This window comes from Ruegeria sp. SAZD013 (assembly GCF_059612525.1).
Genome location: NZ_JBXWQT010000011.1, coordinates 1 through 14,236, shown reverse-complemented (window position 1 = coordinate 14,236; position 14,236 = coordinate 1). Strand labels below are relative to the sequence as shown.

Sequence of the window (14,236 nt, the reverse complement as noted above, 5' to 3'; positions counted from 1 at the left end):
ATGTCTCGCTCTGTTTGGAAGGGTCCTTTCGTCGATGCTTACGTGCTGAAAAAAGCCGAAGCAGCGCGCGAGTCGGGCCGCAACGAAGTCATCAAGATCTGGTCGCGTCGTTCCACCATCCTGCCCCAGTTCGTGGGTCTGACCTTTGGTGTGTACAACGGCCAGAAGCATATCCCGGTAAACGTCTCGGAAGACATGATCGGTCAGAAGTTCGGTGAATATTCGCCGACCCGGACCTATTATGGCCACGCCGCAGACAAAAAAGCGAAGCGGAAGTAAGTCATGGGCAAGGAAAAGAACCCCCGCCGCGTGGCTGAAAACGAAGCAATGGCGAAAACGCGCATGCTTCGCACCAGCCCGCAGAAACTGAACCTGGTAGCAGCTATGATCCGCGGCAAGAAAGTCGAGAAGGCCCTGACCGACCTGACTTTCTCGAACAAGCGTGTCGCGCAGGACGTCAAGAAGTGCCTGCAGTCCGCAATCGCGAATGCCGAAAACAACCACAACCTGGACGTTGACGAGCTGATCGTCGCCGAAGCCTGGGTTGGCAAGAACCTGGTCATGAAGCGCGGTCGCCCGCGTGCCCGTGGCCGTTTCGGCAAGATCATGAAGCCGTTCTCGGAGATCACCATCAAGGTGCGTCAAGTTGAGGAGCAAGCCTAATGGGACATAAAGTCAATCCGATCGGCATGCGCCTTCAGGTCAACCGCACCTGGGACAGCCGCTGGTACGCAGATACCAAGGACTACGGTGATCTTCTGCTGGAAGACCTCAAGATCCGTGAGTTCATCCAGAAAGAGTGCAAGCAGGCCGGTGTTGCCCGTGTGATCATCGAACGTCCGCACAAGAAGTGCCGCGTTACGATCCACACGGCACGTCCGGGTGTCATCATCGGCAAGAAAGGTGCGGACATCGAAGTCCTGCGCAAGAAGCTGGCTGCGATGACCGACAGCGAACTGCACCTGAACATCGTCGAAGTGCGCAAGCCCGAACTTGACGGCCAACTGGTTGCCGAGTCGATCGCTCAGCAGCTGGAACGCCGTGTTTCGTTCCGCCGCGCGATGAAGCGCGCCGTACAGAACGCCATGCGCATGGGCGCCCTGGGTATCCGGGTGAACGTCGCTGGCCGTCTGGGTGGTGCCGAAATCGCACGGACCGAATGGTACCGCGAAGGCCGTGTGCCGCTGCACACGCTGCGCGCCGACATCGATTACGCACATGCCGAAGCGATGACCCCCTACGGGATCATCGGGATCAAGGTCTGGATCTTCAAAGGGGAGATCATGGAGCACGATCCGCAGGCACGTGACCGTAAAGCACAGGAACTCCAGGACGGCCCTGCACCTCGTGGTGCTGGTGGCGGTCGTCGCTAAGGAGGGAAAGATATGCTTCAACCAAAGCGTACAAAATTCCGCAAGTTGCACAAAGGCCGGATCAAGGGCGAAGCCAAGGGCGGCTCTGATCTGAACTTTGGCACCTACGGCCTGAAAGCGATTGAGCCTGAGCGTGTAACCGCACGCCAGATCGAGGCTGCACGTCGTGCCATGACGCGTCACATGAAGCGTCAGGGCCGTGTCTGGATCCGCATCTTCCCCGACACTCCGGTCACGGCAAAGCCGATCGAAGTTCGTATGGGTAAAGGTAAGGGTTCGGTCGACCGCTGGGTTTGCAAGGTCAAGCCCGGTCGCGTGATGTTCGAGATCGACGGCGTCAATGACGACATCGCCCGCGAGGCCCTGCGCCTGGCTGCGATGAAGCTGCCGATCAAGACCCGCGTCGTGGTTCGCGAAGACTGGTAAGCGATCCGGGGGCACCCCCGCTCGTGACAAGATTGACCCCCGTCGGAACACCGGCGGGGGTTTTTCTTTAGGGGGCTCTGCCCCCGCCGCGCGTGCCGCGCGCCTCCCCCGGGATATTTTGGGCCAGATGAAGCAGGGGATCCGTTCTTCATCTGGCTGCAAATATCCCGGAGCGCGAGGCAGAGCCTCGCAAAACAGCCATCGCCTTCACCGCGCGGCTGGTTTAAGACAGCGCCATGCCACAGATTGAATCACTCTTCGTCACCCGCCTCTATCGTGCCTCTTTGTCCGAGTTCGGTCCCCCGATCGATGCGGAGGAGTTGGAAAGCTCGTGCCTTGTCATCGCCGAGGATGACGAGGCCGGTCAGGACTGGTGCGAAGAAAACGGCTATCCCGGTTACACCAGCTATGCTTCGCTGACCGACCTGCCCTGGCGGTTTCCGATATTCGCCGATCTGGTCAAAGCGCTGGACAGCCATGTGGCGGCTTTTGCCAAGGATCTGGAGTTTGATCTGGGTGAGGGTGAGCTGAAGCTGGAAGACCTGTGGATCAACATCCTGCCCGAGGGTGGCATGCATTCCAGCCATCTGCACCCGCACAGTGTGATTTCCGGCACCACCTATGTGGCGATGCCCGAAGGCGCGAGCGCGCTGAAGCTGGAAGACCCCCGCTCAGGCCGCATGATGGCCGCGCCGATGCGGCTGAAAGGCGGGCGACGCGATTTGCAGCCCTTCATCTATGTGAAGCCGCAGGTGGGCGATGTTCTGCTGTGGGAAAGCTGGCTGCGCCACGAGGTGCCGATGAACATGGCCGAGGAAGAGCGGATTTCAGTGAGTTTCAACTATAAGTGGGAGTGAGCATCAGCTCATTGCACGGTAGTTGTTCAGTGTAGCGTTTGCGAGACGAACGGGCGGCCCCCTACCAATCACGATTCACCAAGAGTTTTCGATAACACTTGCAATATGTGCCGACATGGACCATGTGAGGCACGCTTACGTTTTTCTTTTTCGACCACTGTCTCCCGATATTCGGCGTTCAGTCTCTCGATCCAGACCGACCACGCCGCGCTGTCGCAATTCCGCGGACAGCAATTATTTGGAGAATACGGATATGGCCAATGGCACCGTAAAATGGTTCAACACAACTAAAGGTTTTGGCTTCATCGCACCGGAGACCGGTGGCAAAGACGTGTTTGTACACATCTCTGCTGTCGAACGCTCGGGTCTGACCGGTCTGGCCGACAACCAGAAAGTAACATTCGACATCGAGCCCGGCCGTGACGGCCGCGAGTCGGCTGTGAACATCGCTCTGGCGTAAGTCGCCCAGACTTAGACAGTTGCAGACGCGGTCTCGTGCAAACGGGGCCGCGTTTTTCGTAAAAGCGAAATTGAGCCATCTGATCTCAATCATTCCATTGGGTTCAGACACACGATAGAATCCAAACTATGCACCCGCCCGTCATGTTGAGGTGTATTGTTCAGGATTTGGTCAGGCATTTACGATGCAAGCCCTATTCTCATTCGTTCTGGTTGCGACAATTGCCTGCACGACAAGTGCTGTGGGGCAAGTTGCGAACCCGCACCGCATATACGAAGACAGCTGTGCCGGATGCCACGCCCCCCATTCCGGTGATTTCGTTTGGGATGAGCTTGGTGTATCAGATGGCGTGCTGGTCGGAGCCCGGTCCGGACGGGCGGTCGAAAATTACCTGCGCTCCGGTCATGGCGGGGTGACTACGGACAAGGCCGAGGTTCTGCTTGCTCATTTCCGGATTATCCGGGACTCGGGCGGTGTCTTCATCGAGAAATGCCGTATTTGCCATGTGACCGCCGTGGAGCTTGCGCGAAACAATCTGATCCTTGACGAAGGGAAGCTGACGGGGCGATATACCGGGCGTGACATCGGAGCGTTCCTGGACGGTCATGGCCGTCTTTCGCCGGAAGAGGTTTCCGAGATGCTGTCCGTATTGACCAGAGTGGCAAATAGCCAGGGTCTGACACGGTGACACAAGCGGGTTTTTGATTTCGGGAAATTCCCTGTTCCCGCATGGCAAACTTTCCCTTGCCACCCCACCCCTAACCCCCTATAGAGCGGCATCTTGCGGTCTCCCGGCGTTGTCGGGCGATTCGTATGTCTATCATTCATCCACCAGGTCAAAGGTGACCCGAGTACGGGGCCTTCTGGTGTTTTGAGCAAAGGAAAAGGCGATGAACGCCCAAGAACTGCGTGACAAGACCCCTGATCAGCTCCGCGAGGAACTGGTCAACCTGAAGAAAGAAAGCTTTAACCTGCGCTTTCAACAGGCAACCGGTCAGCTGGAAAACACTGCTGGCATCAAAGCGGCCCGCCGCAACGCTGCCCGCGTCAAAACCATCCTGAACGAAAAGGCCGCTGCTGCGGCATCCGAGGAGTAATCAGATGCCCAAGCGTATCCTGCAAGGCACCGTGACCAGCGACGCCAACGAACAGACCATCACCGTGCTGGTCGAGCGCCGTTTCAAGCACCCGCTGCTGCACAAAACCGTTCGTAAGTCCAAGAAATACCGGGCTCATGACGAAAAGAACGCCTTCAAGGTCGGCGACTCTGTACGCATCATCGAATGCGCGCCGAAATCGAAGACGAAACGTTGGGAAGTTCTGGAAGCGTAAGCTTCCGGGATTTTTCATTTGTCGAAACCCTGGGGGATTTAATCAGACCAGCCCCCACAGGTCGGGAGAAACCACATGATCCAGATGCAGACCAATCTGGATGTCGCTGACAACTCTGGCGCACGCCGAGTTCAGTGCATCAAGGTCCTGGGTGGTTCCAAGCGTAAATACGCCTCCGTTGGCGACATCATTGTCGTCTCGGTGAAGGAAGCCATCCCGCGCGGCCGCGTTAAGAAAGGTGACGTCCGTAAGGCCGTCGTCGTACGCACCGCCAAGGAAGTCCGTCGCGAAGACGGCACCGCGATCCGTTTCGATCGCAACGCCGCCGTCATCCTGAACAACAACAACGAGCCCGTAGGTACCCGTATCTTTGGCCCCGTTGTTCGTGAACTGCGCGCGAAGAACTTCATGAAAATCATCTCGCTGGCTCCGGAGGTGCTGTAATCATGGCTGCTAAACTCCGCAAAGGCGACAAGGTCGTCGTGCTGTCCGGCAAGGACAAGGGCAAAGAGGGAACTATCACCTCGGTTGACCCCAAAGCCGGTAAAGCTGTGGTCGATGGCATCAACATCGCCATCCGCCACACCCGCCAGTCGCAAACCTCGCAAGGCGGCCGCCTGCCCAAAGCTCTGCCGGTCGATCTTTCGAACCTGGCACTGCTGGACAAGAACGGCAAAGCAACCCGCGTTGGCTTCCGCGTGGAAGGCGACAAGAAAGTTCGCTTCGCCAAGACCACAGGGGACGTGATCGATGCTTGATAACGCAACCTACACCCCGCGTCTGAAAGCGCAGTACGCCGAGACCATCCGTGCCGCTCTGAAAGAAGAGTTCGGCTACAAGAACGACATGCAGCTGCCCAAGCTGGAAAAAATCGTTCTGAACATCGGCTGTGGTGCCGAGGCCGTCAAAGACTCGAAGAAAGCGAAAGCTGCTGTCGAGGATCTGACTGCAATTGCCGGTCAACAGGCCGTTTCAACCAAGGCGAAGAAGTCGATCGCGGGTTTCCGCGTCCGGGAAGACATGCCGCTGGGTGCGAAAGTGACCCTGCGCGGTGACCGGATGTACGAATTCCTGGATCGTCTGATCACGATCGCAATGCCGCGTATTCGTGACTTCCGCGGTGTTAAGCCTTCTTTCGACGGTCGTGGCAACTTTGCCATGGGCATGAAAGAGCACATCGTGTTCCCGGAAATCGACTTCGACAAGGTCGACGAGGTCTGGGGCCTGGATATCGTAATTGCCACCACAGCGAAAACCGACGCTGAAGCAAAGGCATTGTTGAAAGCATTCAACATGCCGTTCAACGCGTAAGCGCCGGGAGGATTGAGACATGGCTAAAAAAGCAATGATCGAACGCGAAAAGAAGCGCGAACGCCTGGTGGCCAAATATGCCGCAAAGCGTGCCGAGCTGAAAGAAATCGCGAATGACGAGAGCAAGCCGATGGAAGAGCGTTTCAAAGCGCGTCTGAAACTGGCGAAACTGCCGCGCAACAGCTCGGCTACCCGTCTGCACAACCGTTGTCAGCTGACCGGTCGTCCCCACGCTTACTACCGTAAGCTGAAGGTCAGCCGTATCATGCTGCGCGAGCTGGGTTCTGCTGGTCAGATCCCCGGCATGGTGAAATCGAGCTGGTAAGGGAGACATAGATATGAATGATCCTATCGGCGATATGCTCACCCGTATCCGCAACGCGCAAATGCGCGGCAAATCCACCGTATCCACTCCGGCGTCAAAGCTGCGTGTTTGGGTTCTGGACGTGCTGGCGGACGAAGGCTACATCCGTGGCTATGAAAAGACGACCGGCGAAAACGGTCATCCGGCCATCGAAATCAGCCTGAAATACTACGAAGGCACTCCTGTCATTCGCGAACTGAAGCGGGTTTCGAAACCCGGTCGCCGCGTATACATGGGCGTCAATGACATCCCGCAGGTCCGTCAGGGTCTGGGCGTGTCGATTGTCAGCACTCCGAAAGGTGTGATGTCGGACGCAAACGCTCGCTCCAACAATGTTGGCGGCGAAGTGCTCTGCACCGTCTTCTAAGGAGGTCTGCAATGTCTCGTATTGGTAAAAAACCGGTCGAGCTGCCCAGCGGCGTAACCGCCTCTGTGTCGGGTCAGACCATCGAAGTCAAAGGTCCGAAAGGCACCCGCAGCTTCACCGCCACCGACGACGTAACGCTGTCGGTTGAAGACAACGTGGTCAAGATCGACCCTCGCGGCATGTCCAAGCGTGCCCGCCAGCAGTGGGGCATGAGCCGCACCATGGTTGCCAACCTGGTAACCGGTGTGACTGAAGGCTTCAAAAAAGAGCTGGAGATCCAGGGTGTTGGTTACAGGGCGCAGATGCAGGGCAACACCCTGAAGCTGAACCTGGGCTATAGCCACGATGTTGATTTCACGGCTCCGGAAGGTGTTACCATCACCGCACCGAAGCAGACCGAAATCGTTGTGGAAGGTATCGACCAGCAGCTGGTGGGCGAAACCGCGGCCAAAATCCGCGAGTGGCGCCGCCCCGAGCCGTACAAAGGCAAGGGCATCCGCTATAAGGGCGAGTTCATCTTCCGCAAGGAAGGCAAGAAGAAGTAAGGACGCAGACAATGGCAAACAGCAAAAGAACCCTGTTTCTGAAGCGCCGCCTGCGCGTTCGGAACAAACTTCGCAAGGTCAACGCGGGTCGTCCGCGCCTGTCCGTACACCGTTCGAACAAGAACATCTCTGTTCAGCTGATCGACGACGTACGTGGCGTGACCCTGGCCTCGGCCTCGACCCTGGAAAAAGATCTGGGTGTTGTTGGCAAGAACAACGTCGAAGCGGCGACGAAAGTCGGCGCGGCCATCGCCGAGCGTGCCAAGAAGGCAGGCGTCGAAGAGGCCTATTTCGATCGTGGCGGCTTCCTGTTCCACGGCAAAGTGAAGGCTGTCGCCGACGCTGCGCGTGAAGGTGGCCTGAAGATCTGATGGTGTGCCGGGCTGAAGCCCGGCCTACCGGATACGACGCCGTAGGCCGGGCTTCAGCCCGGCACCGGCACTTTGAAGGCGGGTCCGCCCGCCTCGATGATCGGGGAGCCCCAGAATGTCATTCACGGGTTCACTTCGATTGAGTAATTGGCGCCGCAAGCGCCTCTAGAGGAAAAGGGATGCCAAATGGCAGAACGTGAAAACCGTCGGGGCCGTGGCCGCGACCGTGAAGAAACACCGGAATTTGCAGATCGCCTGGTCGCAATCAACCGCGTGTCGAAAACCGTAAAAGGTGGTAAGCGCTTTGGCTTCGCCGCTCTGGTGGTTGTCGGCGATCAGAAAGGCCGCGTCGGCTTTGGCAAGGGTAAAGCGAAAGAAGTACCTGAGGCCATCCGCAAGGCGACTGAGCAAGCCAAGCGTCAGATGATCCGCGTGCAGCTGCGCGAAGGTCGGACCCTGCACCACGACATCGAGGGCCGTCACGGCGCCGGTAAAGTGGTTATGCGCGCCGCGCCTGAAGGTACCGGTATCATCGCCGGTGGTCCGATGCGTGCCGTGTTCGAAATGCTGGGCGTCAAGGACGTTGTGTCCAAGTCGCTGGGCTCGCAGAACCCGTACAACATGATCCGCGCCACCATCGATGGCCTGCAGAAAGAGCAGAGCCCGCGTTCGGTTGCCGCACGTCGTGGCAAAAAGGTTGCTGACATCCTGCCCAAGCGGGACGAAGCACCGGCTGCTGCTGAAGCAGAAGCATAAGGAGAGCACGTCATGGCAAAAACCATCGTCGTCAAACAGGTCGGTTCGCCGATCCGTCGCCCCGCCGAACAGCGCGCAACCCTGATCGGCCTGGGCCTGAACAAGATGCACAGAACCCGTGAGCTGGAGGATACTCCTTCGGTGCGCGGCATGATCCGCAAGATCCCGCATCTGGTTGAGATCGTCGAAGAGCGCGGTTAAGCCCGCCTTCATCGGAAAGAACAAAAACGCCTCCGGTCAATTCGGGGGCGTTTTTTGTTGGCACTTCAGCTTCTTGGGGATTCCTTCCTCCAACCCGGATCTCAGGAGCGGCGTGTTCTGATTGATCTGTATCAATGACCAAATGGGTTGTGATGAACTACCCAGCGTGTTCCACGCAGGAGGTTCTTGAAGTGAGTGCGGATAAGACAGGACGGATCGTATGGCATGACCTCTTTACGCCTGATCTGAACGCTTCCGAGGCTTTCTATGGCCGTGTAGCGTTGTGGGATTTCATTAAGGAAAGCACCGAAGACTATGTCTGGGGTCGGGGAAAAGGGGAATTCACTCTTGCTCTTCTGAATGGGGAGGCCGGAAGTGGATTGACCAAAACTCCAGCGGGTTTTGATGCCGGCTGGCTTCCCTATTTCGAAGTTCCCGATGTTGACAAGTATTCAAAGCGTGCCGAGAAGCTGGGCGCGCACATCATTCGACGCCCCTTTGATGTGCCCGGCGTTGGGCGAAACTGCCTATTGTTGGACCCCTTGGGAGCCAGGTTTGGCATTTCCGTTTCACAACACGATTACCCGATACCTACACAACAGTTCACAACAGAGGTTTATCTGAGCGAAAGCCCGGAGTTTCCAGTCGAATTCTACCAATCGTTGTTTGACCGAACATCTTCGAAGACGGATGGCACGGGCGCGGCCGGGCCAGGTCAGTGGCTTACACATATTCCTGTGGTTGCTTCACCAGATATAAAGATACGTGAAAGATGCGCCTGGCTACCTGGAATTAAGGTCACCGCTATCGAGGATGCGGTACGTGATGCTTTGACGCTTGGAGCGTCCGAAGTGCGTGTTCGATCACGGCAAAGCGCGCAGCATGCACCGCGTGTGTTTCGTGATCCGACGGGACTTTATTTTGCATTTCAGCAGGTGGGTCCGGTATTGGGAACAAACTGAAAGTCGCTGCAAACCGCAGATGGCCATCGCGTCAATCTGCAGGTCAACTGCAAAATCCACGCCAATAGGAACAGGAACCAGGCTACGAGCAATCCAACCAGCGAAAGTTATTCGCCGCATGCATACCGGCTAGACCAAAATCTGCGTTGTTAGCGATAGCAAACGCTCCTATCTCTGCCTTGTCCAATGAAGGAACTCAAAAGGAAACGTCAGGGAATACGCCCTGATACGAGAAAGGAATACAGAGATGACAACTGCGACACTGACCCATACCGGCTTCAACTTCGGCACCCGGATCGCTGACATGATCACACGGATCAAAACAGCCCGCGCTCGTGCTGCTGAGTATCAGCGCACCTATACCGAGTTGCAGCGTCTGAGCAACCGTGAGCTGGACGATATCGGCATCCGCCGCTGCGACATCGCAGATATCGCGCACCGGCACGTATATTGCTCATAACCACGCACACAATTAAAACGACCCAAAGGCGCCTTAACGGCGCCTTTTCTATATCCGTTGCTGGCTCTGCCCCGCTTGCAGGCCGCTCAGAGGCCGCCAGAGGGTGCGATGGCTGTTGAGGCGGCCAATGAGCCCGAAACGTCAGAACCGCCCTGAGGCGACCGCTGGAGGGCGTGTGACCGCCCTGCCCTGACGCGCGTCCCCAGCTTCGACGCCTGAAACGAAATCGGCCCCGGCGGAGTGATCCACCGGGGCCGTAAAGTGTCGCTGTAAGCGTCGGATCAGAGACCGGTGCTTACGTCGATTGTGTTACCCTCTTCCAGGGTCACATATGCTTTCTTGACGTCCTTCCGACGGCCCAGCTGGCCGCGGAACCGCTTGACCTTGCCTTTGGTCACGGTGGTGTTCACCGCCTTGACCTTCACACCAAACAGCGCCTCAACGGCCTCTTTGATCTGCGGCTTGTTGCTTTCGATCGCCACTTCAAAGACAACCGCGCCATTTTCGGACGCCATGGTCGACTTTTCGGTGATGATCGGCTTGCGGATCACGTCGTAGTGTTCTGCCTTCGCGCTCATTTCAGACGAGCCTCCAGTGCTTCGACAGCCGCTTTGGTGAGCACCAGGGTGTCACGCTTGAGGATGTCATAAACGTTTGCACCCATCGACGGCAGGATATCCAGACCTTCGATGTTGCGCGACGCCTTCAGGAACCCTTCGTTCACGGTCGCGCCGTCGATGACCAGAGCGCGTTTCCAGCCCAGGTTTGCAACCTGTTTGGCCAGTGCGGCGGTCTTGCCTTCTGCTTCGGCGTTCTCGATCACAACCAGTTCACCTGCTTTGGCTTTTGCCGACAGAGCATGGCGCAGGCCAAGCTTACGGAACTTCTTCGGCAGGTCGTGGCCGTGCGAACGAGGGGTCGGGCCCTTGTAAACACCACCCTTGCGGAAGATCGGCGCGTTACGGTCACCATGGCGTGCGCCACCGGTGCCTTTCTGGCGATAGATCTTCTTGGTCGAGTAGCTGGTTTCCGAGCGGGTCTTGACCTTGTGGGTGCCGGCCTGCGCATTGTTGCGCTGCCAACGGACCACACGGTGCAGGATGTCCGCGCGCGGCTCGAGGCCGAACAGGTCTGCATCCAGCTCGATGTCGCCGGCCTTGCCGCCGTCCAGTTTGATTACATCAAGTTTCATGCTTCACCACCTTCCGCGGATACTTCTTCCGCAGGTGCTTCGGTTGCAGCCGATTTCACAGCAGCCGGGAAAGGCAGGCCTTCCGGTGCTTTCTTCTTCACGGCGTCCTTGACGGTGACCCAGCCCGATTTCGGTCCGGGAACGGCGCCTTTGATGAAGACCAGACCACGGTCGGCGTCGGTTTTGACAACCTCGAGGTTCTGGGTGGTAACACGGGCAGCACCCATGTGACCGGCCATCTTCTTGCCTTTGAACACCTTACCCGGATCCTGACACTGACCGGTCGAGCCGTGCGAACGGTGGCTGATCGACACACCGTGCGAGGCGCGCAGACCACCGAAGTTGTGGCGCTTCATCGCACCGGCAAAGCCTTTACCGATCGAGGTGCCCGAAACGTCAACCTTCTGACCAGCCAGGAAGTGCTCGGCCGAGATTTCGGCTCCCACTTCGATCAGGCCATCTTCGGAGACGCGGAACTCGGCCAGCTTGCGCTTGGGCTCGACCTTGGCAGCGGCGTAGTGGCCGCGCATGGCCTTCGAGGTGCGTTTTGCCTTGGCAGCACCAGCGCCCAGCTGAACGGCGGTGTAGCCGTCTTTTTCAGCGGTCCGCTGTGCAACAACCTGCAGGTTGTCCAGGTGAAGAACGGTCACAGGGATCTGCTTGCCGTCTTCCATGAACAGGCGGGTCATGCCAACTTTTTTTGCGATAATACCAGAGCGCATAATCTATACCCTCCGATCTTACGACTGCAGCTTGATCTCGACATCCACACCAGCAGCCAGGTCGAGCTTCATCAGCGCGTCCACAGTCTGGGGGGTCGGATCAACGATGTCGAGCAGACGCTTGTGCGTGCGGATCTCGAACTGGTCGCGGGATTTCTTGTCAACGTGAGGGCCACGGAGAACCGTGAACTTCTCGATCTTGTTCGGCAGCGGGATCGGGCCGCGCACGTTCGCGCCGGTCCGCTTGGCAGTGTTGACGATCTCTTGCGTGCTGGCATCCAGAACGCGATAGTCAAATGCCTTCAGCCGAATACGGATATTTTGGCTTTGCATAGTAACAGCCTTTTATCAGGCGTTGAGGTTGAGAGGAGGACAGACGCGCATCGCCAACCCTCATCGAACCCAAAAGGCGGGAATCATCCCGCCTTGATGTTCTTGTTGAGAACCTGCGCGTATTAGTGGGGTTGGCGGGGTTTGACAAGGGGCAAACGTCACAAAGAACACCGTTTTATTCGCCGCCAGACACGCCATTGGTTAGCCATGCGTCTTCTACCTTCATCCCTTGGTAAACCGCATGCAGATACAGATGGGCAATCACAGGATCATTTGAGAACGGCGAGTAATCCAATTTGCCCTCTCGGACACCCACTTCGGCTTCATAAACAATCTCGTCGCCCTTCACGGTTACAAGCACTTCTAGTTCCGCCAGTGTTTCTGGGTCAACGGATGTGGGGTCGTCTGACAGGATCACGAAATCCGCAACTTTGCCAACCTCAATGGACCCCTTTTCATCTTCCTCGAAATGCTGCCAAGCGGGCCAGATTGTCATGGCTTTCAAGGCAGTCATAACATCGACCCTTTGATGCGGCCCCAAAATATCTCCAGAGCGTGTGCGTCTAGTAACCGTCGCAGCAAGAACACGCATGCTATCTGGAAAGGCCACCGGGGCATCGTGGTGTGTGCCAAACATCATGTCCCGCTCGAGCAGCCATCCTGTGGGTGAGATATTGTCTGCATTGACCGGCCCAACGGTGTGATCACGATGCCAATCCCCCCAGTAAAACGTGTGCATCGGGAAAAGCGATGGGAATACGCCGAGGCGTTTAAAACTCGCAACCTGATCCTCTCTTAGAAACTGACCGTGGATCAGAACCGGACGATTCCCCGGGTCGCCATACTTCATCTGTGCCTCTTCGAGAGCTGCTATCAGCATGTCAGAAGCCCCTTCCCCGTTAGAGTGCACAAGGATTTGGAACCCATTTTCGTAACACCAATTAACGGCGTCCTGTAGCTGCTCCATCGTAATAGCAGCATACCCTGAATAACCGGCGGAGTAGCTTCCGACTGGATCATAATAGGGCCGATCCCTCAAAGCCGTGAAACCCTGAGGCGAGCCGTCAATCGTTAGCTTGCAGCCCCCGACCCGAACCCGGTCGTCGTAGTTCTTGGAGGTGTTTGCACCTATATATTCCCTGGCCTCAAGAACATCCGGGAAGGCTACCACGTCAATTGGGAGCCCATCTTCGGCGGCAACTTTCTTGAGAACGTCAACAATTTCTCCTGAGGTTCGGCCTTCTTGTCCGGTCGTGTATCCAAACTGTGCCCAAAGTTCGGTTCCAGCTTTGGCAAATGCCGCCAGGCCTTCTTCACCCAGATTTCCTAACATGGGCACAAGGACCGAAAAGAACGCATACTCTTCCAGAACACCGTTTGGCTCACCGGCGTCATCGCGTTGAATCACTCCGCCCGGAGGGGCTTTTGAAGCGGCTGTGATGCCTGCCAACTCTAGAGCTTTCGAGTTTGCTACTCCCAAATGCCCGGACTGATGAACGATAACGACCGGCAAGTCCTCAGACACAATGTCCAGTTCTTGTCGCGTAGGGTGGCGCAGTTCCTTTAATTGAGCATTGTCGTAACCAAAGCCGATGATCATTTTGACCTGTTCAACGGCTTGCGCATTTTCGTCGGCCCAGTCAGTCAACGTGGCTTGCAGACTGGCGATATCAACGACTTTCCCATCAGGCGGCGCAAGAAGGTTGGCGGACAATGCCTGCAACCCCCCCATGACCACATGACCGTGGCTATCTACAAAACCCGGAAGCATCGCGCGGCCTTCCAGGTCAAACGTTTCGGTTTCTTCACCGCGATGCATCGACAAATCAGACAACGACCCCACAGCAAGAACGCGTCCGTCTTTGACTGCGACCGCTTCAGCGGACGGAGCCTTATCGTTCATCGTTAACACAGGCCCTCCGAGATAAATCCTGTCCGCGATCTGCTGTGCGGACGCTGAAGTGGATAAATAAACAAGTGCAGCAACTAGACCAACTGAACGCGCCAATAAGTGCATGCTGTGACCTCTTTCTAATTGTGATGCCTCAATATGAGAGAAGTAGCATTACAATCAGCTTAGGCAAAAACGAAAAAAGGGCGTCCCGAGGGAAGCCCTTTTCGTTGGTTCATTCGCTTGTGCGAATTATTCAGTAATCTTCGACACGACGCCGGCGCCGACGGTGCGGCCGCCTTCGCGGATGGCG

25 protein-coding genes are annotated in these 14,236 nt (G+C 56.9%); 20 read left to right on the top strand and 5 right to left on the bottom strand.

Going from position 1 to position 14,236, the window contains the following annotated elements:
• The 20 genes from rpsS to AC2FLU_RS01515 all read left to right on the top strand — a co-directional run bounded on the left by rpsS (nt 1) and on the right by AC2FLU_RS01515 (nt 9,785).
• Nucleotides 1–279 (top strand): 30S ribosomal protein S19, encoded by a 279-nt coding sequence (rpsS, locus tag AC2FLU_RS01610; protein WP_005980699.1) that lies wholly within the window; start codon nt 1–3, stop codon nt 277–279.
• 3 nt (nt 280–282) lie between these two features.
• Nucleotides 283–663, top strand: coding sequence for a 50S ribosomal protein L22 (gene rplV / locus AC2FLU_RS01605; RefSeq protein ID WP_209505855.1), 381 nt, complete (start codon nt 283–285; stop codon nt 661–663).
• Nucleotides 663–1,373 carry a 30S ribosomal protein S3 gene (rpsC, locus tag AC2FLU_RS01600; RefSeq protein WP_209505853.1) on the top strand — a complete coding sequence of 237 codons (711 nt, stop codon included), beginning with the start codon at nt 663–665 and terminating at the stop codon, nt 1,371–1,373. Before rplV ends, rpsC begins: the two co-directional genes overlap by 1 nt.
• A 12-nt stretch (nt 1,374–1,385) precedes the next feature.
• Complete coding sequence (gene rplP / locus AC2FLU_RS01595) at nt 1,386–1,799, top strand: 50S ribosomal protein L16 (protein WP_267364819.1); 414 nt, start codon at nt 1,386–1,388, stop codon at nt 1,797–1,799.
• A gap of 236 nt (nt 1,800–2,035) precedes the next feature.
• Nucleotides 2,036–2,656 carry a 2OG-Fe(II) oxygenase family protein gene (locus tag AC2FLU_RS01590; protein ID WP_496811769.1) on the top strand — a complete coding sequence of 207 codons (621 nt, stop codon included), beginning with the start codon at nt 2,036–2,038 and terminating at the stop codon, nt 2,654–2,656.
• A 253-nt stretch (nt 2,657–2,909) separates the two neighbouring features.
• Nucleotides 2,910–3,116, top strand: coding sequence for a cold-shock protein (locus tag AC2FLU_RS01585; RefSeq protein WP_480474053.1), 207 nt, complete (start codon nt 2,910–2,912; stop codon nt 3,114–3,116).
• 184 nt (nt 3,117–3,300) lie between these two features.
• Complete coding sequence (locus AC2FLU_RS01580) at nt 3,301–3,804, top strand: hypothetical protein (protein ID WP_480496043.1); 504 nt, start codon at nt 3,301–3,303, stop codon at nt 3,802–3,804.
• Nucleotides 3,805–4,006: 202 nt separating this feature from the next.
• Nucleotides 4,007–4,213, top strand: a complete 207-nt coding sequence (gene rpmC, locus AC2FLU_RS01575; protein ID WP_209505847.1) for a 50S ribosomal protein L29 — start codon at nt 4,007–4,009, stop codon at nt 4,211–4,213.
• 4 nt (nt 4,214–4,217) lie between these two features.
• Complete coding sequence (gene rpsQ, locus AC2FLU_RS01570; protein ID WP_209505845.1) at nt 4,218–4,448, top strand: 30S ribosomal protein S17; 231 nt, start codon at nt 4,218–4,220, stop codon at nt 4,446–4,448.
• Between the two features lie 75 nt (nt 4,449–4,523).
• Nucleotides 4,524–4,892, top strand: coding sequence for a 50S ribosomal protein L14 (rplN, locus tag AC2FLU_RS01565; RefSeq protein ID WP_005621870.1), 369 nt, complete (start codon nt 4,524–4,526; stop codon nt 4,890–4,892).
• A 2-nt stretch (nt 4,893–4,894) separates the two neighbouring features.
• The gene (gene rplX / locus AC2FLU_RS01560; RefSeq protein WP_480484776.1) at nt 4,895–5,206 is read left to right on the top strand and encodes a 50S ribosomal protein L24; all 312 of its coding nucleotides are present in this window, start codon (nt 4,895–4,897) and stop codon (nt 5,204–5,206) included.
• A complete protein-coding gene (rplE, locus tag AC2FLU_RS01555) occupies nt 5,199–5,759 on the top strand; it encodes a 50S ribosomal protein L5 (protein WP_480484777.1) in 561 nt (186 codons plus the stop codon). The genes rplX and rplE overlap by 8 nt, the downstream gene beginning before the upstream one ends.
• Nucleotides 5,760–5,778: 19 nt before the next feature.
• Nucleotides 5,779–6,084: a 30S ribosomal protein S14 gene (rpsN, locus tag AC2FLU_RS01550; protein WP_142639784.1), complete on the top strand. Its 306-nt coding sequence runs from the start codon at nt 5,779–5,781 to the stop codon at nt 6,082–6,084.
• Nucleotides 6,085–6,097: 13 nt separating this feature from the next.
• Complete coding sequence (gene rpsH / locus AC2FLU_RS01545; RefSeq protein ID WP_209505841.1) at nt 6,098–6,490, top strand: 30S ribosomal protein S8; 393 nt, start codon at nt 6,098–6,100, stop codon at nt 6,488–6,490.
• An 11-nt stretch (nt 6,491–6,501) separates the two neighbouring features.
• On the top strand, nt 6,502–7,035 hold the full coding sequence (rplF, locus tag AC2FLU_RS01540) for a 50S ribosomal protein L6 (protein WP_039523384.1): 534 nt from the start codon (nt 6,502–6,504) through the stop codon (nt 7,033–7,035).
• Nucleotides 7,036–7,046: 11 nt separating this feature from the next.
• Nucleotides 7,047–7,406 carry a 50S ribosomal protein L18 gene (gene rplR / locus AC2FLU_RS01535; protein ID WP_010437103.1) on the top strand — a complete coding sequence of 120 codons (360 nt, stop codon included), beginning with the start codon at nt 7,047–7,049 and terminating at the stop codon, nt 7,404–7,406.
• 186 nt (nt 7,407–7,592) lie between these two features.
• A complete protein-coding gene (gene rpsE, locus AC2FLU_RS01530; protein ID WP_480474056.1) occupies nt 7,593–8,162 on the top strand; it encodes a 30S ribosomal protein S5 in 570 nt (189 codons plus the stop codon).
• 12 nt (nt 8,163–8,174) lie between these two features.
• Nucleotides 8,175–8,363 (top strand): 50S ribosomal protein L30, encoded by a 189-nt coding sequence (rpmD, locus tag AC2FLU_RS01525; protein ID WP_480496045.1) that lies wholly within the window; start codon nt 8,175–8,177, stop codon nt 8,361–8,363.
• Nucleotides 8,364–8,497: 134 nt separating this feature from the next.
• Nucleotides 8,498–9,325: a VOC family protein gene (locus AC2FLU_RS01520; protein ID WP_480520327.1), complete on the top strand. Its 828-nt coding sequence runs from the start codon at nt 8,498–8,500 to the stop codon at nt 9,323–9,325.
• Between the two features lie 247 nt (nt 9,326–9,572).
• A complete protein-coding gene (locus AC2FLU_RS01515) occupies nt 9,573–9,785 on the top strand; it encodes a DUF1127 domain-containing protein (RefSeq protein ID WP_209505835.1) in 213 nt (70 codons plus the stop codon).
• A gap of 281 nt (nt 9,786–10,066) precedes the next feature.
• Here AC2FLU_RS01515 and AC2FLU_RS01510 read toward each other — a convergent pair whose 3' ends face one another.
• The 5 genes from AC2FLU_RS01510 to AC2FLU_RS01490 all read right to left on the bottom strand — a co-directional run bounded on the left by AC2FLU_RS01510 (nt 10,067) and on the right by AC2FLU_RS01490 (nt 13,935).
• On the bottom strand, nt 10,067–10,363 hold the full coding sequence (locus AC2FLU_RS01510) for a 50S ribosomal protein L23 (RefSeq protein ID WP_170609990.1): 297 nt from the start codon (nt 10,361–10,363) through the stop codon (nt 10,067–10,069).
• On the bottom strand, nt 10,360–10,977 hold the full coding sequence (rplD, locus tag AC2FLU_RS01505; RefSeq protein WP_480474058.1) for a 50S ribosomal protein L4: 618 nt from the start codon (nt 10,975–10,977) through the stop codon (nt 10,360–10,362). The genes AC2FLU_RS01510 and rplD overlap by 4 nt, the downstream gene beginning before the upstream one ends.
• The gene (gene rplC / locus AC2FLU_RS01500; protein WP_171638102.1) at nt 10,974–11,699 is read right to left on the bottom strand and encodes a 50S ribosomal protein L3; all 726 of its coding nucleotides are present in this window, start codon (nt 11,697–11,699) and stop codon (nt 10,974–10,976) included. Before rplC ends, rplD begins: the two co-directional genes overlap by 4 nt.
• A gap of 18 nt (nt 11,700–11,717) precedes the next feature.
• Nucleotides 11,718–12,032: a 30S ribosomal protein S10 gene (gene rpsJ / locus AC2FLU_RS01495; RefSeq protein ID WP_008756422.1), complete on the bottom strand. Its 315-nt coding sequence runs from the start codon at nt 12,030–12,032 to the stop codon at nt 11,718–11,720.
• 175 nt (nt 12,033–12,207) lie between these two features.
• Complete coding sequence (locus AC2FLU_RS01490; protein WP_480484782.1) at nt 12,208–13,935, bottom strand: amidohydrolase; 1,728 nt, start codon at nt 13,933–13,935, stop codon at nt 12,208–12,210.
• Between the last annotated feature and the right edge of the window lie 301 nt (nt 13,936–14,236).

Bases quoted from the DNA above. Each gene is read 5' to 3' on its own strand.
- rpsS (WP_005980699.1), top strand. From the start codon at position 1: ATGTCTCGCTCTGTTTGGAAGGGTCCTTTCGTCGATGCTTACGTGCTG.
- rpsQ (WP_209505845.1), top strand. From the start codon at position 4,218: ATGCCCAAGCGTATCCTGCAAGGCACCGTGACCAGCGACGCCAACGAA.
- rplR (WP_010437103.1), top strand. From the start codon at position 7,047: ATGGCAAACAGCAAAAGAACCCTGTTTCTGAAGCGCCGCCTGCGCGTT.
- rplD (WP_480474058.1), bottom strand. From the start codon at position 10,977: ATGAAACTTGATGTAATCAAACTGGACGGCGGCAAGGCCGGCGACATC.
- AC2FLU_RS01520 (WP_480520327.1), top strand. From the start codon at position 8,498: ATGACCAAATGGGTTGTGATGAACTACCCAGCGTGTTCCACGCAGGAG.
- rplP (WP_267364819.1), top strand. From the start codon at position 1,386: ATGCTTCAACCAAAGCGTACAAAATTCCGCAAGTTGCACAAAGGCCGG.
- AC2FLU_RS01590 (WP_496811769.1), top strand. From the start codon at position 2,036: ATGCCACAGATTGAATCACTCTTCGTCACCCGCCTCTATCGTGCCTCT.
- AC2FLU_RS01585 (WP_480474053.1), top strand. From the start codon at position 2,910: ATGGCCAATGGCACCGTAAAATGGTTCAACACAACTAAAGGTTTTGGC.
- rplF (WP_039523384.1), top strand. From the start codon at position 6,502: ATGTCTCGTATTGGTAAAAAACCGGTCGAGCTGCCCAGCGGCGTAACC.
- rpsJ (WP_008756422.1), bottom strand. From the start codon at position 12,032: ATGCAAAGCCAAAATATCCGTATTCGGCTGAAGGCATTTGACTATCGC.
- rplC (WP_171638102.1), bottom strand. From the start codon at position 11,699: ATGCGCTCTGGTATTATCGCAAAAAAAGTTGGCATGACCCGCCTGTTC.
- rplX (WP_480484776.1), top strand. From the start codon at position 4,895: ATGGCTGCTAAACTCCGCAAAGGCGACAAGGTCGTCGTGCTGTCCGGC.
- AC2FLU_RS01580 (WP_480496043.1), top strand. From the start codon at position 3,301: ATGCAAGCCCTATTCTCATTCGTTCTGGTTGCGACAATTGCCTGCACG.
- rplV (WP_209505855.1), top strand. From the start codon at position 283: ATGGGCAAGGAAAAGAACCCCCGCCGCGTGGCTGAAAACGAAGCAATG.
- rplN (WP_005621870.1), top strand. From the start codon at position 4,524: ATGATCCAGATGCAGACCAATCTGGATGTCGCTGACAACTCTGGCGCA.
- rplE (WP_480484777.1), top strand. From the start codon at position 5,199: ATGCTTGATAACGCAACCTACACCCCGCGTCTGAAAGCGCAGTACGCC.
- rpsC (WP_209505853.1), top strand. From the start codon at position 663: ATGGGACATAAAGTCAATCCGATCGGCATGCGCCTTCAGGTCAACCGC.
- AC2FLU_RS01515 (WP_209505835.1), top strand. From the start codon at position 9,573: ATGACAACTGCGACACTGACCCATACCGGCTTCAACTTCGGCACCCGG.
- AC2FLU_RS01490 (WP_480484782.1), bottom strand. From the start codon at position 13,935: ATGAACGATAAGGCTCCGTCCGCTGAAGCGGTCGCAGTCAAAGACGGA.
- rpmD (WP_480496045.1), top strand. From the start codon at position 8,175: ATGGCAAAAACCATCGTCGTCAAACAGGTCGGTTCGCCGATCCGTCGC.
- rpmC (WP_209505847.1), top strand. From the start codon at position 4,007: ATGAACGCCCAAGAACTGCGTGACAAGACCCCTGATCAGCTCCGCGAG.
- rpsN (WP_142639784.1), top strand. From the start codon at position 5,779: ATGGCTAAAAAAGCAATGATCGAACGCGAAAAGAAGCGCGAACGCCTG.
- AC2FLU_RS01510 (WP_170609990.1), bottom strand. From the start codon at position 10,363: ATGAGCGCGAAGGCAGAACACTACGACGTGATCCGCAAGCCGATCATC.
- rpsE (WP_480474056.1), top strand. From the start codon at position 7,593: ATGGCAGAACGTGAAAACCGTCGGGGCCGTGGCCGCGACCGTGAAGAA.
- rpsH (WP_209505841.1), top strand. From the start codon at position 6,098: ATGAATGATCCTATCGGCGATATGCTCACCCGTATCCGCAACGCGCAA.